The following is a 26544-nucleotide window of genomic DNA, read 5'->3' as shown; positions in this document are numbered from 1 at the left end:
ACCGCAGTCAGTACCTCCGTAACCGCGAAGATGAAGCGGCGACGGGAATCGACTCACCAGGAGATCTTGAGATGCGTACGTTGATCAGCACCGCTTTCGTCTCGCTCGACGGCGTCGTGGAGGCCCCGGGCGGCGAGCCCGGCTACCGCAACTCCGGCTGGACCTTCAAGGACATCGAGTTCCTCCCCGAGGCGTACGAGATCAAGGGGAAGGAGCAGGAGGAAGCCACGGCGCTGATGCTCGGCCGGGTCAGCTACGAGGCGTTCAGCCCGGTCTGGCCCGGCATGGCGGAGTTCGCCGACTACAAGGTGATGCCCAAGTACGTCGTCTCCACCAGCCTCACCGAGGGCGACCTGGTGTCGGGCTGGGGCGAGACCACGATCCTGCGCTCCCTGGACGAGGTGGCCGCCCTGAAGAAGACCGAGGGAGGACCGATCATCATGCACGGCAGCGCCGCCCTGAACCGGAGCCTCTCCGACGCGGGCCTGATCGACCGCTACCACCTGCTCGTCTTCCCGCTGCTGCTCGGCGCGGGCAAGCGGCTCTTCAGCGACACGGACAAGGACGCCCAGAAGCTGCGGCTCGTCGAGCACGAGGCGTACGCCAACGGCCTGCAGAAGAACGTCTTCGACGTCGTCCGCTAACCGCCGCGTACTACACAGTCCTCCGGCTGCGGCTTGCCGGTCGGCCAGGCCAGGTCCACGAAGTCCAGCGTGCCCGGTCCCGCCTTCGTGCCCGGTTTCAGCGCGACCACCGCGAGCGGCTTGTCGTACGGGTTGCCCGCCTTGGTGAGGCAGATGCGGCCGCTGGTGCCGTTCACGCGGTTCTTCGACTGCATCGTGGCCCAGCGGTTGCCCACCTGTTCGGCGGAGGGTGCCGCCTCGCCGGTGGGCTTCGCGCCGCGGATCGCCTCGATCGCGGTGCGTACCCCGTCGTGCACCATCATCGTGCGGGAGTCGCCCAGTTCGACCTCCCCGATGTCGCGGCCCGCCGACTTCAGCGCGGCGACCGTGTCCTCCAGCCTGGTCAGCTCGTCCAGCGGATCGCGCAGCGAGCCGGGCGCCTTCGACGCGGGCGGCTTCTTTCCGGTCCGTTTCTCCTCGCTCTCCTGCCAGCTCCGTATCTTGGTGCGCCAGGAATCGGGGTGGGCCGGAGCGGCGTACTGCACGGTCAGGCGGGGCTTGCCCGAGCCGTCCCGGAGTTCGGCCCAGTCCTCGTCGGTCATCCGGTTGTTCAGGGAGGCCGCGTCCGAGCCGGAGACCACGGTGAACCTCCGCTCCGCACAGGCCTCCTTGGCGAGGCGCTTGAGGAAGAGGCGCAGATGGGTGGAGCGGCCCGCGAAGTAGACCGTGTCCGCGCCCGAGTTGCAGATCGTGTTGACCGTCGGCCTGAACTGGTTGTCGACGTCGCCCGGGTCGGCCACCCCCGGGGACGTGAAGGTCATGTCGTCAGGGCCTGCCGGTCCGTCCTCCGGCAGCCCCTGGAAGGCGCGGGCGAGCGAGCGGACGTAGGGGTCGGGCCGGGTGTCGCGGACCAGGACGGTCTGGCGGTCCTTGCGGCTGCCGTTGAAGGCGGCCAGCGCCCGCGCCTGTTCCTCGTTGGTCGGGATGATCCGGGCGAGGCCCTTGAAGTCGTACGTCCCGTCCTTGCTCTCCCGGTTGGCCAGGGAACTCGCCGAAGCCCGCGCCACGAGCACCGGGACCTGCTGCTCGGTGAGGCTGCGCACCGCGTCCTTGGTGGCGTCCAGGGAGAGGTTGAAGCCGGTCACCGCGCGCAGGTTGTCCCGGCCGGAGCGCGCCATGCGCACCAGGTCAGGCACCACCTCGTCCTGCCGGAGGTAGTCCTTGCCGGGGTTGGCGAGCACGAGGCGCACCACCGGCTTCCCCGGCTCCCGGTTGGCGCGGTACTGCGCCAGGAAGGCACCCTGCAGCTCGCTGCGCAGCTGCCGCCGCTCGGCCTTCGAGTCCGGCTGCATCGGGAGCATCATCGCCACGGTCACGTGCGGCTGCTCGTCGATACGGCGGTTCTCCTCGGCGATACGGTCGGCGACCGGGGCGATCTCCGGCTCCCCGAAGTCGTAGCCGGAGCCGTTGACGCCGACGCACTCGCCGCCGGACTCGGTGACGCCGTCGGCGCAGCTGTCCGCCTCCTCGGTGAGACGCGAGACGAGGCCGTACGCCCCGAGGGCGAGGACGGCGGCCACGGCACAGGTGACGATCTTCTTCAGGAGCGTGTTCCACAGGTGCTCGTGCAGCCAGTCGGCGGCGGTCTGCAACATCCGCTCAGCTCCCCTCTCCGATGTGGGCCGTACAGGAACAGGACTGCAGCGGCTGCCGGTTGCGGGCGCGACGGTCCCAGACCCCGGCCCGCGCGGTGAGCACGGGCGCGGCCCCGGCGTACTCCCTGGCCAGTTCCCGCAGGAGCTGCGCCATCCGGTCGGCCGCGGCGATGTCCGGCGGCCGGGTGCGCTCCTCGCAGAGCCACACGGCGTGCAGCAGCTCGTCCAGCTGGCGCTCCAGCTTGGTGCCGTCGACCCGGGCCACCGTCATCCGGGCGTGCCGCTCGTCGTGGCCGCCGGGCGAGGGCGCCTGGGCGAGCGCGAGCAGCTGGTCGCACCACTCCTCGGCGCCCGTGCCGTCCGCAGGGAACGTGGCGGCGAGGTGGTGGACGGCGCGCTCGGGGCCGTTGGCGACCAGGTCGTGGTTGAGTCCGTGTGCCGCCGTGGTGCCGAAGGCACGGTCGGGTGACTCGGCCCGGCTGCGGTAGTGCGCGTGCACCAGGGTGTGGTTGCGGCGCCATTCGACGCCCGCTTCCGGCGGACCGTGCAGTCTGCTCATGAGCAGTTGCCGGAGGCCGAAGTCGCCGATGAAGTGGCGCTCGCAGGCGGGCCAGCCGCTCTCCAGGAGATGGCGCCCCACCTCGTCCGCGGTGAGTCCGCCGGCCAGCTGTTCCAGCTGCGGGCCGCGAAGGAGGGCGCGGGCGCAGTCTCCGGTGTGCGCGACCGACAGCTGGGTCAGCAGGTCGAGCCAGCGTTCGGTGTGCTCGACGGGCAGCCGCTCGGGCAGCTGGCGCAGCACCAACTCGGCGAGCAGGACGTCCCGTACGGCACGGGTCTCCCCGTCGAGCGCCGCGGGCTGGTCGAGGAGCTCGCGGTCGTTGTCCAGCTCCGGCAGCTCCCCCGCCGCCTCGACAAGCCGCTGCACCATCCGGGGGCGGCGGCCGGAGAGCCGGTGCACCGCGCTCTGGGCCCGCCGCAGCCGCGCGGCCTCGGGTGCGCCGCCGGTGTGCTGTTGCAGCTCTTTGTGGATGTGTTCGGTGGTGAGCCGCGGCATCCGAAGCAGCAGCACGCCCTGCCCCAACCGGCCGCGCGCGGAGAGTCGTTGCCAGCTGGGCGGCTCCTCCTGGTCCGGCCGGTAGGCGGCGATCCCTTCTGTGCGCGGCTCGTCGGCAAGGAACAGCGGCTCCGCCATGCGTTCGCTCGCCACGAGCACCGTGCGCTCGCGATGGCCGTCGGCCCGGTCGGCGAGCGCCGCCGCCAGGAGTGCGCGGCCCACCGGCCAGTTGGCGTGCTGGAGCAGTACGGCGGGGCGGCCGACCCGGGTGAGTGCGGCGCCGAGTCCGGTGTAGGCGGCGTCCAGGTCCTCGCGCAGCGCGCGGAAGAGGAAGCCCTCCGCGAACCGCCGCTCCTCGCCGCCCTGTTGGAAGTCGTTGGCGAGCAGCCGCAGCCCGGTGCCCGCGCTTCCGGCGGCGCCGGGATAGTCGCCGTAGGTCGCGCGCACCGGTTCGGCGCCGGTGCTCGCCAGCTTCTCGAGGAACTCCGTCAGCGCGGCTCCCACCAGCGGCGCCGCCGCGGGGGCGACCACACCGGCGAGCGCGGACAGATAGCCGGTCAGCAGATTGCGCACGAACCGGCCGAGCGCCCTGCGCGGCTGCAACAGCACGCGGTAGCGGGCCAGTTCCTGCTCCAGCTCGCGCCGCCGCAGCCGGGCGCCCGCGGCCACCGCCGCCATCCCGGCGAAGAAGCGGGGCGTGGGCAGGGCACCGCCCGGCCCCTCCCACTCGCTCATCCTGAGGGCGACGTCGTACATCGTCTCGGTCGCCTCCGAGCGGCAGGACGGGCGCCGCGCGGCCTCCTCGGCGTACCGCGCGTCCGCGCAGTCCACGTATGCCACCGGCACCTTGCGCCCGAACCGGTCGCGCAGCAGCTCGAGAAGCCGCTGCTTGCCCATGCCAGGGCCGCCGGTGATCAGCACGACGGGCAGGTCGGGCCCGTACAGGAGCTTCTCGTCGCGCCCCCGGGCGTTCCGGCCGAGCAGCCTGGGAAAGAAGCCCTCGTCCTCGATGAGCCCCTCGAATCCCAGCTCCCGGCTCATCCGGCCTACCCCCGTGCCGTACGTGGCCGCTGTGCGGCGAGTGGTCAATGTCGCACGGAGCGTACTGGGCTTGCCTTCCGAATACATCAACTTTCGTGCAGGAACGATCGGTTGGCGCGCTTCCTGGGCAGGAAGGGAGTCGGTCGCACTGCACTGCACCGACAGCGGGTACGAGATGTTCGTTCGTTGCGTCGGTGGACGGGACTTGAGTCGCTGGAGGAGCCGTTGCCGGTCGGGGCCACCGTGGCCGCGATGGCCGCCGCCGATGTCGAGACCGGCCTTTCGGTCGCCTGGCACGGGCGCCGGCCCATCCCGTACATCGACCAGGTCGCGCTCGACTTCCCCGAACTGACCATCGTGTGCGGGCACATCGGCTACCCGCGGACCACGGAGATGATCGCGGTGGCCGACAAGCACGCGCGTCTTCATCGACGCCAGCGCCTACACCACCCGCCGCTACCCGCGCGAACTGGTCGACTACCTGCGCGGCCGGAGCCGCGGGAAGGTGCTGTCCGGCAACGCGTGGCGGGTCTTCGCGCTCTGACCGGTCCTGACAGGTCCTGACCGGCCCCAGGGTGCTGGTCAGCGGGTGTTGGTGCGCGGCCCGTCATATGTGGCGTCGGTGACCTTCTCCAGCCAGGTCGTCTCCGGGCTGCCGTCGGTGGTGCCCTCCCACAGGGCCAGGTGCTGCATGAAGCGGTCGGGGGTGGCCCCGTGCCAGTGCTCCTCGCCGGGCGGGCAGCTGACCGTCTCCCCGGGGTGGGCCTCGATGACGGTGCCGTCGCGGGTGCCGATGAGGGCGACGCCTTCGACGACGTGCAGGGTCTGGCCGACGGCGTGGTGGTGCCAGTCGGTACGGGCGCCGGGGGCGAAGCGGACCTTGTTCATGCGCAGGCGGGAGGGCTCTTGTCCGGCGCAGATGACGTCGAACCAGACGTCGCCGGTGAACCAGTCCGCGGGGGCCTTCACGGTGGGCTGCTGCTTGAGGAGTTCCATGGGGTCGTTCCTTGCGTAGGTGGGAGCGGGTGGCCGGGCGTAGGCGGCAGTGGGTGGTCGGGGGTCAGGCCGCGTCGTCGTGGGCCAGGTCCGCGCCAAGCGCGCGGGAGGCGCGGGCCTGCGCGAGCAGTTCCTCGCCCTTGGCCTCGGCAGTGGGGATGGCATCGGCACCGGCGACGAACCGCAGCGGCGGCTGCTCCAGAGCGGCGACCTTCAGGAGGGCGTCGGCCAGCTTGGCGGGGTCACCGGACTGCTGGCCGTTCATGGACTCCCACACCTTCCTGGTGGCCGCGGTGCGCTCGGCGTAGTCGTCGATGGACAGCTCCGCCCAGGTGGTGGAGGCGTCCACCAGCAGCTCGGTGCGGAAGAAGCCCGGTTCGACGACGGTGGTGCGGATCCCGAACGGCTCGACGTCGAAGCGCAGGGACTCCATCCAGCCCTCGACGCCGAACTTGGCGGCGGCGTAGGCGACGCAGAACTCCTGGCCGACCAGTCCTGCGATGGAGGAGAGGGTGATGACGTGGCCATCGCGCTGGGCGCGCATGACGGGCAGGACGGCGCGCGTGACGTTCATCGGGCCGAACAGGTTCGTCTCGATCTGGTGGCGCATCTGCGCGTCGGAGATCTCCTCGAAGTAGCCGGCGTAGAAGTTCGCGGCGTTGTTGACCAGGACGTCGATCCGGCCGAACGTCTCCACGGCCTGCCGTGCGGCCTGCCGGGCCTGCTCGGGGTTGGTGATGTCTAGCGCGGTCACGAGCAGGTTGTCGTGCTCGCCGCCGATGGCTTCGCGCACCTGGTCGGGCCTGCGTCCCGTGGCGACGACTCGGTGCCCGGCGGCCAGGGCCTGGCGGGCGATGTCGGTGCCCAGGCCGCGGCCCGCGCCGGTGATGAAGAAGACCTTGCTCATGGGGGTGTGCTCCAGAGGGGGAGGCTGGACAAAGGGAATTCACCGGGATGTCCGGTGGCCTTTCTCCGCGGCTTCTCTTTCACGTTCACACAGGCCACCGGGTGCGGAAAGAGGAGAATTCCTTCCTGGGAGGAGAACATCCTGGGAGTAATTGCTCCTCCCCACGATCGCGGGGGCCGGTGCGAGACTGGAGAACATGACCAGCAGCGCGCATCTCAAGGAGCTGGGCGAGTTCCTCAAGGCACGGCGGAGCGAGCTCAGCCCGCGTACCGTCGGCCTGCCCGACAGCGGCACACGTCGGCGCGTGTCAGGCCTGCGCCGCGAAGAGGTCGCGCAGCTCGCGTCCATCAGCACGGACTACTACACCCGTCTCGAGCAGGGACGCATGCAGCCGTCGGTCCACGTGCTGCAGACCTTGGTGCGGGTGCTGCATCTGGAGGACGACCAGCGGGACTACCTGCTCGACCTGGCCGGCAAGTCCGGCGCACGTCCGCGCACGATGGCGCGGCAGAAGGTCCAGCCGCAGCTGCGGCGCCTGCTGGATCTGACCGCCACTCCCGCGATCGTCCTGGGACGGCGCATGGATGTGCTCGCCTGGAACGCACTCGGCGCGGCCCTGGTCACCGATTTCGCCGAGGTGCCGGAGAAGGAACGCAATTACGTCCGGCTGATGTTCACGGACCCCGCCCTTCGAAAGCTGTACCCGGACTGGGAAACGGTCGCCCGCACCGCTGTGGCGCAGCTGCGGAAGGAAGCGGGGAAATATCCGCAGGACCCGCGCCTTGTGTCGCTGGTCGGTGAACTCTCCGTACGCGACGAGGACTTCCGCACCTGGTGGGCGAGCCACGAGGTCTCCGCCCTGAGCGTGGGCACGAAGAAGCTGCGGCATCCCCTGGTCGGCGAGCTGACCCTGGACTGGGACACGCTGACCGCGAGCACCGACGCCGACCAGCAGCTCGTCGTGTGGACCGCCGAACCCGGCACACCGTCCTACGACGGCCTGCGCATCCTGGCCTCCTTGGCGGCCGACCCCGCGGACGTGCGCCGACCCGGCTGACGGGCGGCGTGCGGCCCGTCGGCGTCTCCGTCGAGGTAGCGCTTCGGGGACGTGCCGACGGTCCGGCGGAACGCCGCGAGGAACGCGCTCGGCGTCGCGTATCCCACGGCATGCGCGACCCGGGAGACGGGTTGGCCCTCGGCGAGCAGGGGCAGGGCGGCCCGCAGTCGCACGTGGGTGCGCCAGCGGTCGAAGCTCATGCCGGTGTCGCGCACGAACAGCCGCGTCAGGGTGCGCCGGCTCACCCCGACCACCCGTGCGTGCGCCTCGAGACCCCGCGGGTCGGCGGGGTCGGCGAGCAGCGCGTCGGCCACGGCGCGTACGCGCTCATCGACGGGATGCGGCACGTCGATGGGCAGGGTCGGCAACGGGTGCAGCAGATCCAGCACGACCGCCTCGGCCCGCAACCGCGCCTCGTCGGCGAGGTCCTGCCGGTTGAGGTGGTCGATCAGGTGGGCAAGGAGACCGTCCACGCCGACCGGCGTGGGCTCCGCCCAGTTCAGGGCGCACCGGTCCGGTTCGAGGTAGAGACTGCGCAGCACCGCGTCGCGGGTGGCACCGGTGCGGTGGACGACACCGGCGGGGATCCACAGCGCCCTGGTGGGCGGCAGAACCCAGTGGGTGTCGTCGACGGCGACGCCGAGCACGCCGCGACGTGTCCAGGCCAACTGGTGCTGCGGGTGACTGTGCGGGGAGATCCACTGCCCCGCCGACAGGGGAAAGTTCCCCACGACGATCGCCCCCGCCCCCGTCGGGGCGGCGCCGCATTCGGGCTCGGTCATGCCCTTCAGCGTATGTCCTCAACACGACATGGTGTGGCCCCATAGCGGATTGTGGCCATCAGAGCCTGTCCATAGCGTCGTTCCATGCCGCCAAGTCGCCCGCCACGTCACGTACTCAGCCTCAATCGCCCGCGTGAGGACCTCCGGTCCGCACCGGCCGGCGCGGGTCGCCGCAGACCGGCGCTGATCGTGCTGTGCCTCGTGCAGTTCATGCTCGTCCTGGACGACAACGTGGTGAGTGTCGCGCTGCCGAGCATCCGGGACGAACTCGGGTTCGGCTCCGCGGGCCTCGCCTGGGTCGTCAACGCGTACTTCCTCGCCTTCGGCGGGCTCCTGTTGCTGTCCGGCCGGGCCGCCGACCTCCTTGGCCGCCGACGCGTCTTCCTCGTCGGAGTGGCGCTCTTCGGTGCCGCGAGCCTGGCCTGCGGAGTCGCGCAGGAGCCCTGGCAGCTCGTCGCGGGGCGGTTCGTCCAGGGCGCGGGATCGGCCATGGCGAGCCCGGCCGCGCTGTCGCTGATCACCCTCCTGTTCACCGGCACCGAGGAGCGCGCCAAGGCCTTCGGCATCTGGGGCGGGATCGCCGCTCTGGGCGGCTCGACGGGCCTGGTCGTCTCCGGTGTGCTGACCGGCCTGACCTCCTGGCGCTGGATCTTCCTGATCAACCTGCCGGTGGTCGTCATGGCCCTGGTGCTGCTCCCGCGCCTGGTCGCGGAGAGCCGGGCCACCCGCCGGGCACGCCTGGACGTACCCGGTGCGGTCCTCGGCACCGGAGCCGTCCTGTCCCTGGTCTACGGTCTGCTCCAGGCCGGGGAATCGGGGTGGGGCGACGCGGCCGTCGCCGGTCCGCTGCTCCTCGCCGTCGTCCTGGCCGTCTCGTTCTTCGTGACCGAGGCCCGCGTGGCCGAACCGCTGGTGCCGCCGGCGTTCCTGGCCTCCCGCACCCGCGCCGTCGCCAACGGCGCGACCCTGCTGTTCTCCGCTGCCATGTACGCGATGGCCTTCCTGCTGATGATCCATCTGCAGACCGTGCTCGGCTACGGCCCACTCAAGGCAGGCCTCGTCTATCTGCCCTTCGGGGCCGGGATCCTCTCCGGCATGTGGCTCTCGTCCCGGGCGGTGGTCAGGCTCGGGACGCGGCCGGCCCTCGTCATCTCCTTCCTGATCACCTCGGCCGGGCTCCTTCTGCTCTCCGGTGCGGCTCCGGGCGACGGCTACGCGACAGGCGTACTGCCCGGCATGCTCGTCACGAGCGTGGGGTGCGGCCTGAGCCTGCCCGCCCTGACCATCGCGGCGGTCACCGGCACCACCGAGGAGAACGCCAGCCTCGGCTCGGCGGTCGTCAGCTCCGTCCAACAGGTCGGCGGTGCCGTCGGGTTGTCCGTCCTGGTCACGCTGGCCGCACGTCGCAGCGACGCCGTGGCCGACTCGGCCGGTCCCCTGCACGCCGCGACGGAGGGCTACTCACTGGCGCTCACCGTGGCGGCCGTCCTGCTCGCCGTCGGCGCCGTGTTCATCGCCGCACTGCTGGGCAAGGGCCGCGAGTGACGGCTCCCCGCGGCGGTCGGACCTTCCGGTTCGGCCCCGCCGGTCAGACGTTCCTGCCGTGCTCCCCCACCGCGATCCGGGCCAGCTTCGTCAGCATCATGCCGTTGCGGACCGCGACCGCGTAGTCCACGGGCAGTCCGTGCATCCGGGTGCCCGGCCCCCGCAGCGGATGCCAGTCGAGGATGAAGAGGGTGTGCTCGCCCCAGGGGATCAGCCGCATGGCGATGCGGGCCGCTCCGAAGGGGCCCGCCTTCGCCTCCAGCTCCAGGCGGCTCTCCGGTTCGCTGATGCGCACGACGCAGGTGTCGTCGAGGACCAGCGGGCCGACGCCGACCCGTACCTGGAGGCGGGCGCCCACCGCCGGCCAGTGCGGGTCCGCGGCGAGGACCTCCTGGGTTCCCGTCACCCACTCCCCGTACCGGTGGCCGTCGGACAGCAGGCTCCAGACCTCGCCCGGCGAGGCCAGGATCAGGCGGCGGTTCCGGGACACACTGACCACGCTCCTCCTGGAGGGTTCTGGCACGATTTTTGCACTTTGTCACCTGAGGCACCTTCCGAGACGGCCCCTGCCGGGCAGCTGCCGGGCTGCACGCCCTGTGCGAGGGTGAATGCCTCACCGAACGCCTCACCGAACGCCTCACCCGCCTCGGACGCAAGGAGTCGCATGCCCCCGGCAGCCACCACCGCAGCGAGCCTGGCCCTGGACGTGACCTCAGGGTTGAAGACGCGTGACCTCGAGGATCTGTACCAGGACCTGCACCGCCACCCCGAGCTCTCCTTCCAGGAGCACCGCACGGCCGGGATCCTCGCCGAACGGTTGCGGAGCGCCGGGTTCGCGGTGACCACCGGTGTGGGCGGGACGGGCGTCGTGGGCGTCCTGCAAAACGGTGACGGGCCCGTGGTGTGGCTGCGCGGCGACATGGACGCGCTGCCCGTCACGGAGACCACGGGCCTCGCGTACGCTTCCACCGTCGACGGCGTGATGCACGCCTGCGGCCACGACATGCACGTCACCTGGCTGACGTTCGCAGCCGATGCGCTTGCGGCCGCCCGGGAGACCTGGTCGGGCACGCTCGTGGTGATCGGGCAGCCCGCCGAGGAAGCGGGCGGCGGGGCGCGGGCGATGGTCGCCGACGGACTGCACGAACGCTTCCCCCTCCCCGACGCCGTCTTCGGCCAGCATGTCGCCCCCGGCCCCGCGGGGCTCGTCGCCCATACGCCGGGGCTGATCATGTCGGCCGCCGACGACCTGCACATCGTGGTGCCCGGCGTCGGTGGCCACGGTTCACGGCCCGAGGCCACCGTCGACCCGGTGGTGACGGCCGCCTACATCGTCACCCGGCTCCAGACCGTCGTGTCCCGCGAGGTGGCCGCATCGGAAGCGGTGGTGCTCACCACGGGGCAGTTCCACGCGGGGCAGCGGCCCAACATCATCCCGTCGGAGGCCCGGCTCGGGCTCAATCTCCGTACGCAGGACGTGAACGTGCGCGAGCGGGTCCTGTCCGCCGTCCGCCGCATCGTCGAAGGAGAGTGCCAGGCCGCCGGGTGCCCCGCGCCGCCCGAGGTGAGCATCGGCGCGAGCTTCCCGGCCACCGTCAACGACGCGGCCCTCGACGCGGAGATCGCAGCCCTGCACCGCGAACTGTTCGGTGCGGGCAGCGTGATCGACTTCGGGCCCGCGATGGGCAGCGAGGACTTCTCCCTCCTCGTGCCCACCGGGGTGCCCTACGACTTCTGGTTCGTGCCCTCGACGCCGAAGGACGCCTGGGAGGCGGCCGCGGGCCAGGAGCTCAGCCAGAAGATCACCGGGGTGCCGGCCAACCACAGCCCGCTGTTCGCCCCGCACCTCTCGGTCCTGTTGCCGGGCGTGCGGACGCTGGTGGGCGCCGCGCTGCACAAACTGGGCGCCTGAGACCTGGGCCCGGCGGTCAGCGGAAGGCCGCGTGGCAGGTGAGCGCCTGGCCGAGGGCCAGCGTGTGCATCTCGCTCGTGCCCTCGTAGGTCAGCACCGACTCGAGGTTGTTGGCGTGCCGGATCACCGGGTACTCCAGCGAGATGCCGTTCGCGCCGAGGATCGTGCGCGCGGTGCGGCAGATCTCGATGGCCTCGCGTACGTTGTTCAGCTTGCCGAAGCTGATCTGTGCCGGGTGCACCCCGGCCGGTGAGTCCTTGAGGTCGGACAGGTGCAGGGCGGTCAGCGTCGCCTTGTGCAGTTCGAGGGCCATGTCCACCAGCTTCTGCTGCGTCAGCTGGAAGCCCGCGATCGGCCTGCCGAACTGCTCGCGCTGCAGGGCGTAGTCGCGGGCCGACCGCCAGGCCGAGCGTGCGGCGCCCGTGACGCCCCAGACGATGCCGTAGCGCGCCTCGTTCAGGCAGGTGAGCGGGGCGCCGACACCCCTCGCCCCGGGGAGCAGCGCGGATGCGGGCAACCGGACGCCGTCCAGGACGAGTTCACTGGTGACGGACGCGCGCAGCGACATCTTGTGCTTGATGACCGGCGCGGAGAATCCGGGGGTGTCGGTGGGCACGACGAAGCCGCGTACGCCGTCCTCGGTCCGCGCCCAGACGACGGCGACGGCCGCCACCGAACCGTTCGTGATCCACATCTTGCGGCCGTCGAGGATCCAGTCTCCCCCACTCTTCGAGCGGGAGGTGCCCCCACCGTCACGCCGGGCGCGGGTGGTCATGGAGGACGGGTCGGAGCCGTGGTCGGGCTCGGTCAGGCCGAAGCAGCCGATGGCCGATCCTTCCGCCATGCGCGGCAGCCACTCCTGCTTCTGCTCGTCGGAGCCGAAGCGGTGCAGGGCGAACATCGCCAACGACCCCTGCACGGAGACGAAGGAGCGCAGGCCGGAGTCGGTCGCCTCCAGCTCGCGGCAGGCGATGCCGTAGGCACGCGCCGACATCCCGGCACACCCATGGCCCTCCAGGTGCATGCCGAGCAGGCCCATCTTGCCGAATTCCCGGGCGAGTTCGGGAAGGCCGGGCAGCTCGCCGGACTCGAACCAGCCGGCGATGTGCGGCTCCACCTCGGCGTCGAGGTACTGGCGGACCGTGTCGCGCACGGCGCGTTCCTCGTCGGTGAGGAGGGCCTCCAGGTTCAGCGGGTCGACGGCGTCGAGGGCGGGGAACGGCATGGTCAGGCTCCTTGCGGGTTCTTCGGGCTGTTCGGGTTATTCGAGTGCTGCGGGTGGTCGAGCAGACGGTCGATGGCCGCGTCGTCGTAGCCGAGTTCGGCGAGTACGTCCCTGCTGTGCAGGCCGAGGGTGGGCGGGGCGGTGCGTACGGCGGGGCGCTCGCCGCGGAAGCTGACGGGGAAGGCGACCTGCTGGAGCGGGCCCACGTCCGGGTGGTCGACCTTCTGGACCATGCCGAGCGCCTCGGTCTGCGGGCAGTCGTAGACCTCGTCGAGGGTGCGGATGGGCGCGACGGGCACGCCGCGCGGCTTGAGCAGCGCGCACCAGTGGGCCACCGTCTCGTCGGCCAGGACCGCCTCCAGCTTGGCGTTGAGGGCCCTGCGGTGGGTGACGCGGGCGCGGTTGGTGGCGAAGCGCGGGTCGTCGGCCCACTCCGGGTGCCCGAGTGACTCGCTGAGGCGACGGAAGAGGCCGTCGCTGCCCACGGCGATCACGAAATGCCCGTCGGAGGCCGGGTAGGCCTGGTACGGGACGAGGCTCGGATGCCCTGAGCCAAGACGGGTGGGCCGTTCCCCGGTGGCGAAATAGCCGGTGGCCCAGTTGATGTGCAGGGCGAGTTGGGACTCGTACAGGGAGGTCGTGACGTACTGGCCGCGTCCGGTGCGTTCGCGCTCGACGAGGGCCGAGGTGACGCCGATGAGCCCGAAGAGGGCGGCGCCCAGGTCGCCCATCGCGTAACCGGCCTTGACGGGCGGTCCGTCCGGTTCGCCGGTGAGGGACATCAGGCCCGCGCTCGCCTGGGCGACCATGTCGTACCCGGGCTCGTCGCGCAGCGGTCCCGTGTCGCCGAACGCCGAGATGTGGAGCAGGACGAGGCGCGGGTAGCGCTCGCTGAGGGTGCGGTAGTCGAAGACGTCGGCCAGGGAGCTGCCGGGGCGGAAGTTCTCCACCATCACGTCCGCGTCGGCGAGCATCCGGTGGACGGCCTCCTGCCCCTCGGGGGACTTGAGGTCCAGGGTCACCGAGCGCTTGTTGCGGTTGGCCGCCAGGTAGTAGGTGGCGTCCGGGCCGTTGAAGGGCGGGCCCCAGGCGCGGGTCGGGTCGCCGCCCTGGGGGTGCTCGACCTTGATGACGTCCGCGCCCAGGTCGGCGAGGGACATGGTGACGTAGGGCCCGGCGAGGATCTTGGAGAGGTCCACGACCTTCATTCCGGCCAACGGGGATGCGGGGCGGGTCTCATCAGGCATGTGCGGCGGCCTCCTTGGCCGTGGCGAGCGGGACCTGCCCACCCTCGGCCAGCTCGGCCAGGTGGTCCAGGGCGGTGCGGGGCAGGGCGTCCGGGTCGTCGAGGAGCGTCGCGTAGGTGCGGGCGACCAGGAGGGCGCGGCCATTGCCGGTCGTCCGCTCCTCGTGGTCGGCCTGGTCGTACAGAAGGGTCGCCATGACGGCGCGCGTGAGCCGGTCGGCGTACCGGCCGATGCTCATCTCCTGTTCCTCTTCCGGGAGTTCGAGAAGAGCGTCACCCTGCTTGCGCAGGAGTTCCCAGCGGTGCCTCACCGGACCGCGGTCGCCGTAGGTGTCGGCGAGGGTGCGGTGGGAGCCGAAGCGGCGCATGCAGCGCAGCACGTCGAGCGCGATGACGTTCGAGGAACCCTCCCAGATGGATCCGAGGTGGGCGTCGCGCACGAGCCGCGGGTTGACCCAGTCCTCGATGTAGCCGTTGCCGCCGCGGATCTCCATGGCCTCGCCGGTGACGGTGCGGGCGCGCTTGCACAGGGTGTGCTTGGCCAGCGGCGTGAGGACGCGGACCAGCGCCTTGGCCCGCTCGTCCCCGTCGTCGGCGGCCGTGAGCCGGGCCGCCGCCTCCAGGACGAGGCCGAGTGCGGCCTCCGTGTCGAGGATCAGCGGCAGGAGCGTGGCGCGCATCAGGGGCTGGTCGAAGAGGGGCTTGCCGAAGACGTGGCGGGTGCGGGTGTGGTCGACGGACTCGCAGACGGCGCGCCGCATCAGAGCGGTGGCGCGCATGGCGTTGGAGAGGCGGGAGACGTTCAGCATCTCGGCCATCTGCCGGAATCCGCCGGAGAGTTGACCGACCGGGGTCGCGTAGGCCTCCTCCAGCGTCACCTCGCCGCTGGCGATGGACCTCGAACCCAGCTTGTCCTTGAGGCGGTCGATGCGGACGGCGTTGCGGGTGCCGTCGGGCCGCAGCCGCGGCACGAGGAACATCCCGAGCCCGCGGGTGCCGTCCCCCTGTCCGGGGACGCGGGCGAGGGTGAGGATCACGTCGGCGGCGGGGTTGGACGCGAACCACTTCTTGCCGGTGAGCGTCCAGTGCGTGCCCCGGTCGGTGGCGACGGTCCGCGTCAGGCCGACATCGGTTCCGCCCTGCTGCTCCGTCATGAACATCGCTCCTGTGGAACGGAGTTGGGGATCCGTCGAGGAGAGCGCGGCGATCTCGGCCGCGTACCGCTCGGGGTCGAACAGGCGCAGGATGCGGGCGGCCGAGTCGGTCATCGACAGCGGGCAGGCCATGCCGAACTCGGACTGTACGTAGAGGTAGGAGAGGGCGTACTTGACCGTGTGCGGGATCTTGGTGGGCCAGCCGTGGACGCCGGGCCGGTGGGACATGGCGGCGAGGCCGAAGCGTTCGTAGGCGAGGGCGGCGGCGCGGTCGTGGGCCGGGTGGTACTCGATCGCGTCGACACGGGTGCCGTCCGGGGCGTACGGGAACAGGCGCGGCGGATGGGCGTCGGCGAGGGCGGCCTGCCGGTCGAGGTCGCCCGCCGCCAGCTCGCCCAGTTCCGTGAGCAGGGGCTCGACGCGGGCGCGGTCGTCGGCGGGCAGGAGGCGGTCGAGCAGGGGGCGCAGGGCGGGGTCACGGTCGGCGAAGTTCACGGGAGACGGCGAGGACACAGGTGGCTCCAGGTCAGGCGGGCTGTGCGGTACGGGAGTCGGCGACGTCGGCGGTGTCGTCGGCCGCGTCGCCGGTGCGGGCGAGGAGGGGCAGCACACCGGCGAGGGTGAGCGCGGTGTAGCCGAGGCCGAGGGCGACGACGGGCCAGATCGAATGGAAGGTCGTCAGCAGGTACTGCGAGACGATCGGCGCGGTCCCGGCGAACAGGGTCGTGCACAGCTGGTACGAGAGGGACATGCCGGTGTAGCGGACCTCGACGGGGAAGACGCGGGCGAGGATTCCGGCGAGCGCGGCGTAGTACATGGCGTGCGGGAAGGTCGCGAGGCCCATGCCGAGGACGGCGAGCCAGAAGTCGCCCGTCCCGACGAGGACGAACATCAGCGGCAGCAGGACGAATTCCGGCAGGAGCATCCACAACACGGCTTTGCGCACCGGCCACTTGGTGGCGAGCACGGCGCCGAAAGGCTGCACGATCACCTGCACGACCAGGGCGAGCGAGATGACCGTGAGGAACGTCGTGCGGTCGAAGTCCAGGTCGGCGGTGGCCCAGGAGAGCGCGAAGGTCGTCTTGACGTAGGTGATCGCGACGCCTGCCGTGCCCGCGAGCACGCCGAGGAACACGAGCATCGGGGAGCGCGTGAGCACTTCCTTGATGGGCAGCTTGATGGTCTTCTTGCGGGCGAGCGCGGCCTGCATCTCGGGGGTCTCCGCGAGCCTGAGCCGGATGAAGAGCCCGACGGCGACCAGGACGGCGGAGAACAGGAACGGCACGCGCCAGCCCCACGACTCGAAGGCGGCGTCGGGGAGTTGGGCCATGCCCAGGAAGGCGAGGGTCGCCAGGAGGTTGCCGACCGGGGAGCCCTGCTGGGCGAAGGCGCCGTAGAGGAGCTTGCGGCCCGGCGGGGCGTACTCGGTGGCGATGAGGACGGCTCCGCCCCACTCGCCGCCCATCGCCACGCCCTGGATCATGCGCAGCAGGACGAGGAGGACCGGCGCCGCGGCGCCGATCTGCGCGTACCCCGGGAGCAGTCCCACGCAGAACGTGGCGCCGCCCATCATCGTCAGGGTGGTGACCAGGGCCTTCTTGCGGCCGTACTTGTCGCCGAAGTGCCCGAATATCAGCCCGCCGAGGGGGCGGGCGAGGAAGCCGACCCAGAAGGTGGCGAAGGCCGCGAGGGTGCCCACGGCGGGTGAGGCCTCGGCGAAGAAGATCTTGCCGAGGACCAGGGCCGACGCGGACCCGTAGATGTAGAAGTCGAACCATTCGATGGTGGTGCCGACGAACGCGGTGACGCCCGCGCGGCGCGCCTCGCGGACGAGTCGTGGATCGGGGGCTTCCTGTGCCCCCGGGGCCGGGGCACCGTTCGGGTCCCCGGAAGCCGGGGCGTCTTGCTGCATGACGAGCGTCCTCTCGTGGCGGCAGATCCCGCGACGGAGGGCGACGAGGTGGGGATGGGGAGCCGAGCGGCCGGCTGCCGGTCCTCGCTCCGTCGCGAGACGTGGATCACTCTGCCTTCCGGCATTAGGAGGTGTCCAAGACCAATAACGGCCCGCACTGAGACGTCATCCAGCAGAATCAGGGGCGTCGGCGGGTACGGGCAGGACCTCGTCGGCCACCCGGAGCACCGCGTGCAGCGCCGCCGACCGGTTGCCGGTGCGCCAGCCGAGCGCGATCGGAAGGACCGGCACGTCGTCCCCGGCGAGCGGCCGGAACACGACGTGCTCCAGGTGGATGTTGCGGGCCGACTCCACCACCACCGCGAGGCCCACGCCCGCCCCCACCAGGGCCAGCATGTTGTACGAGTCCGGCGCCTCCTGCACGATCCGGGGCGCGAACCCGGCCTCGTGGCAGGCCTGCACCATGGCCTCGCGCACCGCGGACTCGCGGGACAGCGGGAACGTCACGAGCGGCTCGCCGGCCAGTTCGCTCACCGGGACCTCGGGCCGCGCGGCCAGCGGATGACTGTCGGGCAGGGCGAGCACGAGCCGCTCCATGCGCACCACGCGGGCCGTGATGCCGCGCCGCACGGGAAGCGCCACGAACCCGATGTCGAGCGTCCCGTCGGCGACCCGGCGCAGCGCCTCGCCCGTGTACGTCTGGCCCTCGAGGACCAGCTCGATGCCCGGGAGCTGGGAGTTGACGGCGCGGGTGAGCAGCGGCAGGGCCGAGTAGCTGCTGGCCCCTGCGAAGCCGACGCTGACGCGGCCGACCTCGCCCAGATGCGCGGCCCGCACCGTGCGCCGCACCGCCGAGGCGTCGGCGAGCAGCCGCCGGGCGGGCTCCAGGAGCGCCTGGCCTGCGGGGGTGAGGCGGACGGTGCGGGTGGTGCGGTCGAACAGCTTGACCCCGAGGTCGCGCTCCAGGAGCTTGATCTGCTGGCTCAGGGGCGACTGGGCGATGTGCAGGCGGTCGGCGGCGCGGCCGAAGTGCAGTTCCTCGGCGACGGCGACAAATCCGGACAGGTGTCTGAGCTCCACGCCGGTGACCCTACGGCGCCGGTCGGGGGCCCGCCGGGCAGGGGCGCGCGGCCCGCACCACCCTGATGGCCAGGTCGCCACCGGCAATTCGCCTGATCGTCTTCCCCTGTCCGCGCCGATGTGGGAGAACGCTCTGATGTGCGATGACGAACTGATACCGCCCCGCGCGGACTTGACCGAGAAGCAGTGGCTGCGGGCCGACGCGCCGCTCGCCCGGGACCTCGCCGACCGGTGGGGGCCGCAGGCCCTCACGCTGCACCGGCGCACGCTGCTGGGCGGTGCGGCCGCCGGAGCCGCGCTCGCGGTCCTGCCGTTCGGCGGGCGGCAGGCCACGGCGGCGCAGGGCGTGGCGAAGTTCCCGTTCCCCGACGGGCCGAACCAGAAGGGGGAGTTCGCCGTCCTGGTGACCGGCGACGCGGGCACGGGCGGCGAGGAGCAGCTTGCCGTGACGGAGGCCGCCCGGCGGGTCTGCCGTGACGAGGGGATATCGCTGGCCGTCGGCCTGGGCGACAACATCTACGAGAACGGGCCCGAGTCCGACCACGACTCCGAGTTCCGGACCAAGTTCGAGACCCCCAACACCGGCATCGACGTCCCCTGGCTGATGGTCCTCGGCAACCACGACTGCTCGGGCCTGATCCCGGGCAGCGGCGGCGATCCCTCGCGCGGGGACCGCGAGGTCTCCTACGCGGCCTCCTCACCGCGCTGGTACATGCCGAGCCGCTACTACAACGTCACGCTGCCGTCCTCCGAGGGCCAGGGTGCCGGTGACGACCCGGTGGTGGAGTTCTTCGCCCTCGACACCAACCCCGTCGCATCGACCGTCGCCCAGATCTCGCCCCACTACCGGTGGGACGGCCCCTACATGCGCGCCCAGCGCCAGTGGCTCGACGCCGCGCTGTCCGCGTCCCGGGCCCGCTGGAAGGTGGTCCTCGGCCACCACCCCTACCTGAACAACGGGAAGCACGGCAGCGCCGGTTCGTACGACGGATTCGTCATCGGCCACTACACGAGCGGGATCCACCTCAAGGAGCTGTACGAAGAGGTGGTGTGCGGCAGGGCCGACCTGATCCTGTCCGGGCACGACCACACCCTCCAGGTCCTGGAGCCCACGACCCGTACGGCGGGCACCCGCCAGATCGTCTGCGGGGCCGCCGCCAAGTCCGGTGACGGAAAGGCCCACTTCGACCACCCCGCCGCCTGGCAGAACTTCTCCGACGTGGGCTTCATGGTGCTCAAGGTCTCCGAGCGGGCCATGACCGTGGACACCTACACGGTCGACGTCCCGGCACAGACCGCGCACCTCGCGCACACCACGACGACCTCCACCGCGGTCGCGGGCCGGAGCAGCGTGGGCTAGGAACGGGCGTTCCCCGCCACGTTCCTGGCCCACAGCACGAGCGGGACCTGGAGCGGGAGGCGGCCGATCGCCGCGGCCCTGAGCGGGGCGGGGCGGCGCCGCCAGTCCACCGCCATTTGTACGTTGGCGGGGAACACGCCCACGAAGAAGGCCGCCGTGGCGAGCGCCGCCGTGCGCCGGGTGCGGGGCAGCGCCACTCCGGCCGCGAGCGCCAGCTCGACCGCGCCGCTCGCGTACGTCCAGCTGCGCGGCGATCCGGGCAGGACGCGCGGAATGGTGGCGTCGAACGGCTTCGGGACGGCGAGATGGGCGACCCCGGCCCCGGCGAGCAGACCGGCAAGGAGCAAGGGGGAACGGGGCGCCGGCGGCATGCTGCCTCCTCGAGCGGGGACGGGAAGGCCGACCTTACTCGACAGTAAGTACCGAGTCACCGGTCCCTGGGCGTCAGTCCGTCCAGCGTGAGGTCGACGAGGCGCTCGGCCTGCTCCCGCTGTTCGGGCTCGGCCGAGGTGAGGCCGATGCCGGCCAGTGCGGCGAACAGGTCGGTCGGACGGATGTCGGAGCGGATGGCACCGGCGGCGACCCCCGCATCCATGAGCGAGGTGAGGGCCGCCTGGATCATCTCGCGGCTCTCGCCATAGGGGTTGACCCCCGAGGCGACGACGGACCGCAGCGCTTCGGCCATACCGAGCTTGGCGGTCACGTAGTCGAGGAAGCGGCGCATCCACGCGTGCAGGGCGTCCCGCGGCGGCATCGTCGCCAGGAGGTCGGGGACCGCGTCGCACAGCCGGGCCACTTCGTTGCGGTAGGCGGCCTCGATCAGCGCCTCCCGCGTCGGGAAGTTCCGGTACAGGGTGCCGGTGCCCACGCCCGCCTCCCGTGCGATGCGCTCGAAGTGCGCGTCGAGCCCCTCCTCGGTGAACACCCGCACCGCGGCGGCCAGGATCTTGTCCCGGTTGCGCTGCGCGTCCGCCCTCAGCGGGCGGCCTGCCTCTCGGACCATCGGCGGTTCTCCCCTGCCTTCCTTCGGCTTCCCAAGTCTCCGCGCACCGTCGCACGCCTGCGTACGCCGTCGCTTGCTAAGTGGAGGCGCCTCCACTTAGCCTGGCCGAGCGAAGTGGCGGCGCCTCCACTTTAACCATCCCAGGGCACAGAACTGCCCCGCACCTCCCCATTTCCGCGGGAGGACCCCTCAGGAAAGGACTGCCGATCATGTCGGGAATCGCAGGCAAGGTCGTGGCGATCACGGGCGCCAGCAGCGGCATCGGCGAGGCGACCGCACTGCTCCTCGCCGAGCGCGGCGCGAAGGTCGCCCTCGGGGCGCGCCGCCCCGAACGTCTCCAGGCGCTCGCCGCCCGCATCGAACAGACCGGCGGCGAAGCCGCCTGGGCGCGCACGGACGTGACGCGGCGCGCGGATCTGACCGGCCTCGTCGAGCTGGCACGCGAACGGTTCGGGCGGCTCGACGTCCTCGTCAGCAACGCCGGGGTCGGGCCCATCTCACCCCTCGACGACCTCCGCGTCGAGGACTGGGAGCAGATGATCGACGTGAACCTCAAGGGCGTCCTCTACGGGATCGCCGCCGCCCTGCCCGTCTTCCGCGAACAGGGCTCCGGACACTTCGTCAACACCGTCTCCACCGCCGGGCTGCGCATCGTCCCGCTCCAGTCGGTGTACGCCGCCACCAAGAACGCCGTCCGCACCGTCTCGGAGGGCCTGCGCCAGGAGGCCGGTGACAGTCTGCGCGTCACCGTCGTCTCCCCCGGCTTCGTACGGACGGAGTTCGCGGACCACATGGACCCCGAGGTGAAGGCCCAGATCCGCGACAGCATGGACACGGTCGGCCTCTCGCCGGACGCGGTGGCCCGCGCCATCGCCTTCGCCGTCGAGCAGCCGGACGGTGTCGACGTGGGCGACATCGTCGTCCGCCCCACCGCGCAGGCCTGAGCCCTCACGCCTCAGAGCAGCCGGGCACCTCGCCTCGCGAGATAGCTGACCGGATTGACGTCCGATCCGTAGCCGCGCCGGGCCCGGATCTCCAGGTGGAGGTGGGGTCCGGTGGCCCGCCCTGTGGCCCCGCTGCTGCCGAGCCGGTCGCCGGTGCCGATGCGGGCTCCTGGGCGTACCGAGAGGCGGGAGAGGTGCGCGTACACGGCGTAGTGACCGTCCTTCAGGCGCACGGTCACCGCCTTGCCGTACGCCCCCGACCAGGCCGCGAGGACCACGGTGCCCGCGCCGACGGCGTGCACCGGGGTTCCCGAGGGGACGGCGAGGTCGATGCCGGTGTGGTGCCCGGCGAGCCAGTTGCCCCGTACTCCGTACCGGGCGGTGACGCGGAAGCGTCTGCGGAGCGGCAGCGCGAATTTTCCGGGAGGCCCCTGGGGGGCGAGCGCGCGGTCCTCGGGGATCGCCTCGTCCGCCTCGGCGAGGGCTTCCTCGAACTCCTCGTCGTAGCCGGCGCCGCAGCCGCCGTCGCCGCCGTCATCTTCGGATTCCGCGGCGGCGTGCGGCGCGGGTCCCGCCACCGTGAAGGCGCCGCCGGCCAGGAGGACCGCGGCGACGCTCAGTACGTCACGTCGTGTGGTGCCCGCTTCACGCGGGCTGTCTATGTCGTAGCCCATGCCCGCCAGCACACGCGCGACGGGCCCGGCGCGCACGCCGAATGCGCCGCTTGGCGTAACGCTTTCGGCGCGCGCGACGCGGTCAGTCGGAGCTCGGCCGGTACACGGTGAGCGCTTCGGGGAGCTTGTCGAGGAGCAGCGCGGCGGGCGCGGGGGCGAGTTCGCCGTCGTACGCCATTTGTGTGTCGTCGGGCAGGCCGGAGATGACCAGGCGCTGGGCCTTGGCGGACGCGTACACGCGGGTCTTGGCCAGCTGCCCTGCCAGCGCCGCGACCAGCAGGCGGGTGCGCGCGAAGTGCCCGCCGTGCGCGATGCGTACGTCGAGCACGCCGTCGGCCAGGTCGTGCCTGCGCACCGGGGCGATGCCTGCGCTGCGGTAGGCGCCGTTGCCCGCGAAGAGCAGCCACATCGAGCGCGCCTTGCCGTTCACCACCGCGCGCAGCGGCTGTCCGGTGTGCAGGATCTGGGCGACGCCGAGCAGCGCGGCGGGCGGACCGCCGACCTTCGGGGACCATTCCTCCCTGATGCGTACGAGCTCCGGGTAGGCGCCGAGGCTGAACGTGTTCAGGAAGTACACCGGCTCGGAGTTCGTCCGGCCGTCAGGTCCTGTCCCGGCCAGGGACTTGATCCGGCCGACGTCGGCCCGTACGGCGCTGCCCTCGGCGAGCGCGGCGCAGGCGTCCGCGACCGTGTCGACGCCGAGGTCCGCGGCGAAGTGGTTGAACGTTCCGCCGGGCAGCACCATCAGGGGCACGTCGTGGCGCAGGGCCGGTGTCACGGCGGCGTTCACCGTGCCGTCTCCCCCGCACACGCCGAAGACTCCGCCGCGCCGGGCCGCGTCCCTGGCCGCTTCCTCCAGGACCTTGGGCAGCGGCCCCGCGTCCTCCTCGTACAGCACGACCTCCGCACGGGGCAGGGCCGTCTTCAACTGCCGGACGGGGTCCAGGAGTTGCGGCTGGGCGCCGGAGGAGGGGTTGACCACCACGACGAGGCCCTCGCCGTCCGGCAGCGCGGGCGCGTCCGTCCGGGGCCGCGCGGGCGGCGGCATCTGCGCCCTGGAGGGCACCATGCCGCGCACGGCGTAGGCGGCGCCCACGCCGAGGGCCGCGCCGACCAGGACGTCACTGGGGTAGTGCACGCCGGTGTAGACGCGGGAGAAGGCCACCGACGCGGCGACCGGGGCCACGGCCGCGCCGAGCCCCCGTGACTCCAGTGCCACGCCCGTGGCGAAGGCCGCCGCCGATGCCGAGTGCCCGGAGGGGAAGGAGCTGGTGATCGGCTGGCTGGAGAGGTGCCGTATCACCGGCACCGCGTCGAGTACGGGCCGCGAGCGGCGCACCGCGCTCTTGCCCAGGGTGTTCACCGTGCCCGACGCGAGGGCGAGGGAGGCGACGCCGCGCACCGCGGCACGCCTGCCGCGCGCACCGCCGAACGCCCACATCCCCGCGGCGATGCCGAACCACAGCAGTCCGTGGTCGGCGCTCCGGCTCAGCCGTGGCAGGACGGGCTGCGCCGCCGGCCAGGAGCGGGCGGCCACGCGGTGGAACGCCAACCGGTCGGTGGCCCCGAACAGTCTGCGGATGTGCGGTCGCGGAAGATCACTCATGAACCCCCTATACCCCCGCACGCCCTTCGCACTGCACACATCTTGCGCGGGCGCTGTGACGTTCACTTCAATCAGTCATATGGCAGCCCCTCACCCCACCCCGCAGCGCCCCTCCGAGCTGCCCCCGACCGCGTGGGCCGTGCTCGGCCTGCTCTCCTTCCCCGGGGAGCGGACCGGGTACGAACTGAAGAAGTGGGCCGACGCGTCGCTGCGCCACTTCTACTGGTCACCCGCCATCAGCCAGATCTACGCCGAACTGCGCCGCCTCGAAGCGCTCGGGTACGCCACGTCACGGCGCTCGGGCCCCGAGGAGCCCCGCGCGAAGCGGTCGTACGCCATCACCCCCGAGGGGCGCGCGGCGCTCGTCGGATGGGCGGGGGGCGCCGAGGAGGCGGGGCCGCCCGTCCTCAAGCACCCGCTGCTGCTGCGGGTCTGGCTCGGGCACCTCGCGGCGCCCGATCACCTGCGGGCCCTGGTGAGCGAGCACATCGCGCACACGCGGGGCGAGCTGAAGGAGGTGCACGACGCGCTCGCCCGAGCGGACGGGCAGGAGGCGTGGACGCACCCGCAGATCGCGCTCCGGTGGAGCGGGCGGCGGTTGGAGGCCGAGATCGAACTGGCGGAGGCGATGCTCGCCGATCTCGCTCGCGCCGACCTCGCGGAAGCCCCCGGTCAACCCTCCGAGGACTCGCCCACCCACGGGTGATGTGGCTCGCGGCGCCGGGCCCTCAGCCGGTAGGACGGGCGGGGTCAGCCGACCCCGCCGTATGGAGCAGTGCACCTGTGACCACCCGTGCCGTACTTGTCGCCGCCGTCATCACCGGGCTCCTCCTCGGGATCGTGGGAAGCAGAGCGGACGACTCCGATTCTTCGGGGCACCCCGGTACGGGCGGTTCCTTCACGGAGGCGGGCCGTTAGGCTGCGACCGCCGCGTGGCACCTCCGTCCTCGCCGCGTGGCCACCGAGCCGCCGTCGACGGAAGCGAGTGAACCTTGAACTTCCTCACCATCGGTCATCGCGGGGTCATGGGTGTCGAACCCGAGAACACCCTCCGGTCCTTCATCGCCGCGCAAGCCGCGGGCCTCGATCTCATCGAGCTCGATCTGCATCTGAGCAAGGACGGCGCCCTCGTCGTCATGCACGACGCCGACGTGGCCCGTACGACCGACGGCAAGGGACCGATCGCCGAGAAAACCCTGGCCGAGCTGCGGGAGCTCGACGCGGGACGCGGCGAGCGCATCCCCGTCTTCGAAGAGGTCCTCGACGCCGTGAAGGCGCCGCTGCAGGCCGAGATCAAGGACGTGGCCGCCGCCCGCGCCCTCGCCGAGGTGATGCACCGCCGCGATCTGGTCGGCCGCGTCGAGGTGATCTCCTTCCACGACGAGGCGATCGCCGAGATCGCGCGCCTCGTCCCCGGCGTACGCACCGCACTCGTCGCGAGCCGCTACGGCACCGACGTCGTGGAGCGCGCCACGGCGGTCGGTGCCACCACTCTCGTGCTGAACATCAGGCGCCTGACGCTGGAGATCGTCGAACGTGCCAAGAAGGCCGACCTGCGGATCATCGGCTGGGTCGTGAACACGCAGGACGATCTGCGACTCGTGCGCGCGCTGCAGCTGGACGGCGCGACCACGGACTACCCGGAGATCAAGCGGACGGGCCGCTTCACGGCCTGAGCGGCCCCGCGCTCGGACCAGGGACCTCAGCCCAGGGACTTGACCAGCAACTCGAACTGCAGGTCGTCCCGCTGCGGAATGCCGAAGCGCTCGTCGCCGTACGGGAAGGGAGTCATCTTTCCCGTACGGCGGTAGCCGCGCCGCTCGTACCAGGCGATGAGGTCATTGCGTACGGAGATCACGGTCATGTGCATCTCCTGCGCGCCCCACGCCTCGCGGACGGTGCGCTCGGCCTCCGCCATGATCACCTTGCCGAGGCCCGCGCCCTGGAGCGCCGGGCTCACCGCGAACATGCCGAAGTAGGCGTGCTCGCCGCGGTGTTCGAGCTGGCAGCAGGCGACGACCTCGCCGTCGCGCTCGACGGCGAGCAGCTTGCTCGCGGGCGACTTGATGACGTCGACAACACCCTGCGGGTCGGTCCGCTGCCCCTCCAGGATGTCCGCCTCCGTGGTCCAGCCCGTCCGGCTGGAGTCACCGCGGTACGCCGACTCGATGAGTGAGACGAGCACGTCGACGTCAGCGTCGGTGGCATCCCGGAAGGTGAGGTCGCTCGTGCTGGGGCGCGGTGCGGTGTCCATGGGACGGATTCTCCGATCTCTCTGGCCCACCGCTGTCGGCCGCGGCGTGGGCGAGGCACCGCCGAGCGTATCGCCCCACTAAGGTGCGGCTGCATGGTGCATGTACTGAGCAGCAGGATCCTTCTCCGCCCCACCGACCCCGAGCGCTCACGTGCGTTCTACGGCGAGGCGCTGGGCCTGGCCGTCTACCGCGAGTTCGGCACGGGCCCCGAGCGCGGCACGGTCTACTTCCTGGGCGGCGGCTTCCTGGAGGTCTCCGGCCGCTCCCAGACACCGCCCGCCCCCGGCCTTCAGCTGTGGCTGCAGGTGGCGGACGCACGGGCGGCACACGCGGACCTCGTGGCGCGAGGGGTGGAGGTGGTGCGGGAGCCGGTGAAGGAACCCTGGGGCCTGGTCGAGATGTGGATCGCGGATCCGGACGGCGTCAAGATCGTCATCGTCGAGGTGCCGGAGGACCACCCGTTGCGGTACCGCCCATAGCTCAGAAATCACGGCTCGCGCAGAGCCCTCACCG

27 protein-coding genes are annotated in these 26544 nt (G+C 71.7%); 11 read left to right on the top strand and 16 right to left on the bottom strand.

The window, feature by feature from the left end; genetic code table 11:
- Positions 1-71 precede the first annotated feature (71 nt).
- A complete protein-coding gene (locus ABZ833_RS19575) occupies positions 72-644 on the top strand; it encodes a dihydrofolate reductase family protein (RefSeq protein ID WP_361048254.1) in 573 nt (190 codons plus the stop codon).
- On the opposite strand, the gene ABZ833_RS19570 is transcribed toward ABZ833_RS19575, so the two are convergent.
- Positions 641-2278: an ABC transporter substrate-binding protein gene (locus ABZ833_RS19570; protein WP_361048251.1), complete on the bottom strand. Its 1638-nt coding sequence runs from the start codon at positions 2276-2278 to the stop codon at positions 641-643. The two genes, ABZ833_RS19575 and ABZ833_RS19570, sit on opposite strands and share 4 nt — an antisense overlap.
- Before the next feature lie 4 nt (positions 2279-2282).
- Positions 2283-4373 (bottom strand): hypothetical protein, encoded by a 2091-nt coding sequence (locus ABZ833_RS19565; protein ID WP_361048249.1) that lies wholly within the window; start codon positions 4371-4373, stop codon positions 2283-2285.
- A 186-nt stretch (positions 4374-4559) separates the two neighbouring features.
- Here ABZ833_RS19565 and ABZ833_RS19560 point away from each other — a divergent pair, with 186 nt between their 5' ends.
- Entirely contained in the window at positions 4560-4937 is a 378-nt protein-coding gene (locus ABZ833_RS19560; protein ID WP_361048246.1) for an amidohydrolase family protein, read from the top strand.
- 18 nt (positions 4938-4955) lie between these two features.
- On the opposite strand, the gene ABZ833_RS19555 is transcribed toward ABZ833_RS19560, so the two are convergent.
- Both ABZ833_RS19555 and ABZ833_RS19550 read right to left on the bottom strand, forming a co-directional pair.
- Complete coding sequence (locus tag ABZ833_RS19555) at positions 4956-5369, bottom strand: cupin domain-containing protein (protein ID WP_361048244.1); 414 nt, start codon at positions 5367-5369, stop codon at positions 4956-4958.
- A 64-nt stretch (positions 5370-5433) separates the two neighbouring features.
- Positions 5434-6276 (bottom strand): SDR family oxidoreductase, encoded by an 843-nt coding sequence (locus ABZ833_RS19550; RefSeq protein ID WP_361048241.1) that lies wholly within the window; start codon positions 6274-6276, stop codon positions 5434-5436.
- A 196-nt stretch (positions 6277-6472) separates the two neighbouring features.
- Between ABZ833_RS19550 and ABZ833_RS19545 the strand changes: the two genes are divergently transcribed.
- Complete coding sequence (locus ABZ833_RS19545) at positions 6473-7333, top strand: helix-turn-helix domain-containing protein (protein WP_361048238.1); 861 nt, start codon at positions 6473-6475, stop codon at positions 7331-7333.
- Here the strand turns inward: ABZ833_RS19545 and ABZ833_RS19540 are convergent.
- On the bottom strand, positions 7267-8115 hold the full coding sequence (locus tag ABZ833_RS19540) for a helix-turn-helix transcriptional regulator (RefSeq protein WP_361048236.1): 849 nt from the start codon (positions 8113-8115) through the stop codon (positions 7267-7269). The genes ABZ833_RS19545 and ABZ833_RS19540 overlap by 67 nt on opposite strands.
- An 84-nt stretch (positions 8116-8199) precedes the next feature.
- Between ABZ833_RS19540 and ABZ833_RS19535 the strand changes: the two genes are divergently transcribed.
- Positions 8200-9660 (top strand): MFS transporter, encoded by a 1461-nt coding sequence (locus ABZ833_RS19535; protein ID WP_361048233.1) that lies wholly within the window; start codon positions 8200-8202, stop codon positions 9658-9660.
- A 43-nt stretch (positions 9661-9703) separates the two neighbouring features.
- Here the strand turns inward: ABZ833_RS19535 and ABZ833_RS19530 are convergent, their stop codons facing one another.
- Positions 9704-10150, bottom strand: a complete 447-nt coding sequence (locus tag ABZ833_RS19530; RefSeq protein WP_361048230.1) for an SRPBCC family protein — start codon at positions 10148-10150, stop codon at positions 9704-9706.
- Between the two features lie 174 nt (positions 10151-10324).
- Here ABZ833_RS19530 and ABZ833_RS19525 point away from each other — a divergent pair, with 174 nt between their 5' ends.
- Positions 10325-11572, top strand: coding sequence for an amidohydrolase (locus ABZ833_RS19525; protein WP_361048227.1), 1248 nt, complete (start codon positions 10325-10327; stop codon positions 11570-11572).
- 16 nt (positions 11573-11588) lie between these two features.
- Here ABZ833_RS19525 and ABZ833_RS19520 read toward each other — a convergent pair whose 3' ends face one another.
- From ABZ833_RS19520 to ABZ833_RS19500, 5 genes are all read right to left on the bottom strand, one after another.
- Positions 11589-12797 (bottom strand): acyl-CoA dehydrogenase family protein, encoded by a 1209-nt coding sequence (locus ABZ833_RS19520; protein WP_361048225.1) that lies wholly within the window; start codon positions 12795-12797, stop codon positions 11589-11591.
- Between the two features lie 2 nt (positions 12798-12799).
- Complete coding sequence (locus ABZ833_RS19515; protein WP_361048222.1) at positions 12800-14044, bottom strand: CoA transferase; 1245 nt, start codon at positions 14042-14044, stop codon at positions 12800-12802.
- Positions 14037-15710, bottom strand: coding sequence for an acyl-CoA dehydrogenase family protein (locus tag ABZ833_RS19510; protein ID WP_361048219.1), 1674 nt, complete (start codon positions 15708-15710; stop codon positions 14037-14039). The genes ABZ833_RS19515 and ABZ833_RS19510 overlap by 8 nt, the downstream gene beginning before the upstream one ends.
- A gap of 13 nt (positions 15711-15723) precedes the next feature.
- Complete coding sequence (locus ABZ833_RS19505; protein ID WP_361048216.1) at positions 15724-17109, bottom strand: MFS transporter; 1386 nt, start codon at positions 17107-17109, stop codon at positions 15724-15726.
- A gap of 165 nt (positions 17110-17274) precedes the next feature.
- Complete coding sequence (locus tag ABZ833_RS19500; protein ID WP_361048213.1) at positions 17275-18189, bottom strand: LysR family transcriptional regulator; 915 nt, start codon at positions 18187-18189, stop codon at positions 17275-17277.
- Positions 18190-18325: 136 nt separating this feature from the next.
- Between ABZ833_RS19500 and ABZ833_RS19495 the strand changes: the two genes are divergently transcribed.
- Positions 18326-19549 carry a metallophosphoesterase gene (locus ABZ833_RS19495; protein ID WP_361048211.1) on the top strand — a complete coding sequence of 408 codons (1224 nt, stop codon included), beginning with the start codon at positions 18326-18328 and terminating at the stop codon, positions 19547-19549.
- Here ABZ833_RS19495 and ABZ833_RS19490 read toward each other — a convergent pair.
- On the bottom strand, positions 19546-19920 hold the full coding sequence (locus ABZ833_RS19490; RefSeq protein ID WP_361048209.1) for a DoxX family protein: 375 nt from the start codon (positions 19918-19920) through the stop codon (positions 19546-19548). The two genes, ABZ833_RS19495 and ABZ833_RS19490, sit on opposite strands and share 4 nt — an antisense overlap.
- A gap of 56 nt (positions 19921-19976) precedes the next feature.
- Complete coding sequence (locus ABZ833_RS19485) at positions 19977-20552, bottom strand: TetR family transcriptional regulator (protein ID WP_361048206.1); 576 nt, start codon at positions 20550-20552, stop codon at positions 19977-19979.
- A 209-nt stretch (positions 20553-20761) separates the two neighbouring features.
- Here ABZ833_RS19485 and ABZ833_RS19480 point away from each other — a divergent pair, with 209 nt between their 5' ends.
- On the top strand, positions 20762-21496 hold the full coding sequence (locus ABZ833_RS19480; RefSeq protein ID WP_361048204.1) for an SDR family oxidoreductase: 735 nt from the start codon (positions 20762-20764) through the stop codon (positions 21494-21496).
- An 11-nt stretch (positions 21497-21507) separates the two neighbouring features.
- Here the strand turns inward: ABZ833_RS19480 and ABZ833_RS19475 are convergent, their stop codons facing one another.
- Both ABZ833_RS19475 and ABZ833_RS19470 read right to left on the bottom strand, forming a co-directional pair.
- On the bottom strand, positions 21508-22170 hold the full coding sequence (locus tag ABZ833_RS19475) for a M23 family metallopeptidase (RefSeq protein WP_361048201.1): 663 nt from the start codon (positions 22168-22170) through the stop codon (positions 21508-21510).
- Between the two features lie 82 nt (positions 22171-22252).
- A complete protein-coding gene (locus ABZ833_RS19470) occupies positions 22253-23776 on the bottom strand; it encodes a phosphatase PAP2 family protein (RefSeq protein WP_361048199.1) in 1524 nt (507 codons plus the stop codon).
- A gap of 79 nt (positions 23777-23855) precedes the next feature.
- On the opposite strand from ABZ833_RS19470, the gene ABZ833_RS19465 reads away from it, so the two are divergent.
- From ABZ833_RS19465 to ABZ833_RS19455, 3 genes are all read left to right on the top strand, one after another.
- Positions 23856-24482 (top strand): PadR family transcriptional regulator, encoded by a 627-nt coding sequence (locus ABZ833_RS19465; protein WP_361048196.1) that lies wholly within the window; start codon positions 23856-23858, stop codon positions 24480-24482.
- Positions 24483-24559: 77 nt separating this feature from the next.
- Positions 24560-24694, top strand: a complete 135-nt coding sequence (locus ABZ833_RS19460; protein WP_283779131.1) for a hypothetical protein — start codon at positions 24560-24562, stop codon at positions 24692-24694.
- A gap of 74 nt (positions 24695-24768) precedes the next feature.
- Complete coding sequence (locus ABZ833_RS19455) at positions 24769-25452, top strand: glycerophosphodiester phosphodiesterase family protein (protein ID WP_361048193.1); 684 nt, start codon at positions 24769-24771, stop codon at positions 25450-25452.
- Positions 25453-25478: 26 nt separating this feature from the next.
- Here the strand turns inward: ABZ833_RS19455 and ABZ833_RS19450 are convergent, their stop codons facing one another.
- The gene (locus ABZ833_RS19450) at positions 25479-26030 is read right to left on the bottom strand and encodes a GNAT family N-acetyltransferase (protein WP_361048190.1); all 552 of its coding nucleotides are present in this window, start codon (positions 26028-26030) and stop codon (positions 25479-25481) included.
- A 93-nt stretch (positions 26031-26123) separates the two neighbouring features.
- Between ABZ833_RS19450 and ABZ833_RS19445 the strand changes: the two genes are divergently transcribed.
- The gene (locus tag ABZ833_RS19445; protein WP_361048187.1) at positions 26124-26510 is read left to right on the top strand and encodes a VOC family protein; all 387 of its coding nucleotides are present in this window, start codon (positions 26124-26126) and stop codon (positions 26508-26510) included.
- Positions 26511-26544: the final 34 nt, after the last annotated feature.

The sequence above is a fragment of the Streptomyces sp. NPDC047525 genome (assembly GCF_040643025.1).
Taxonomy (GTDB): Bacteria; Actinomycetota; Actinomycetes; order Streptomycetales; family Streptomycetaceae; genus Streptomyces; species Streptomyces durmitorensis.
The sequence above is the reverse complement of the archived record's forward strand: the minus strand, read 5'-3'. Positions and strand labels throughout refer to the sequence as shown.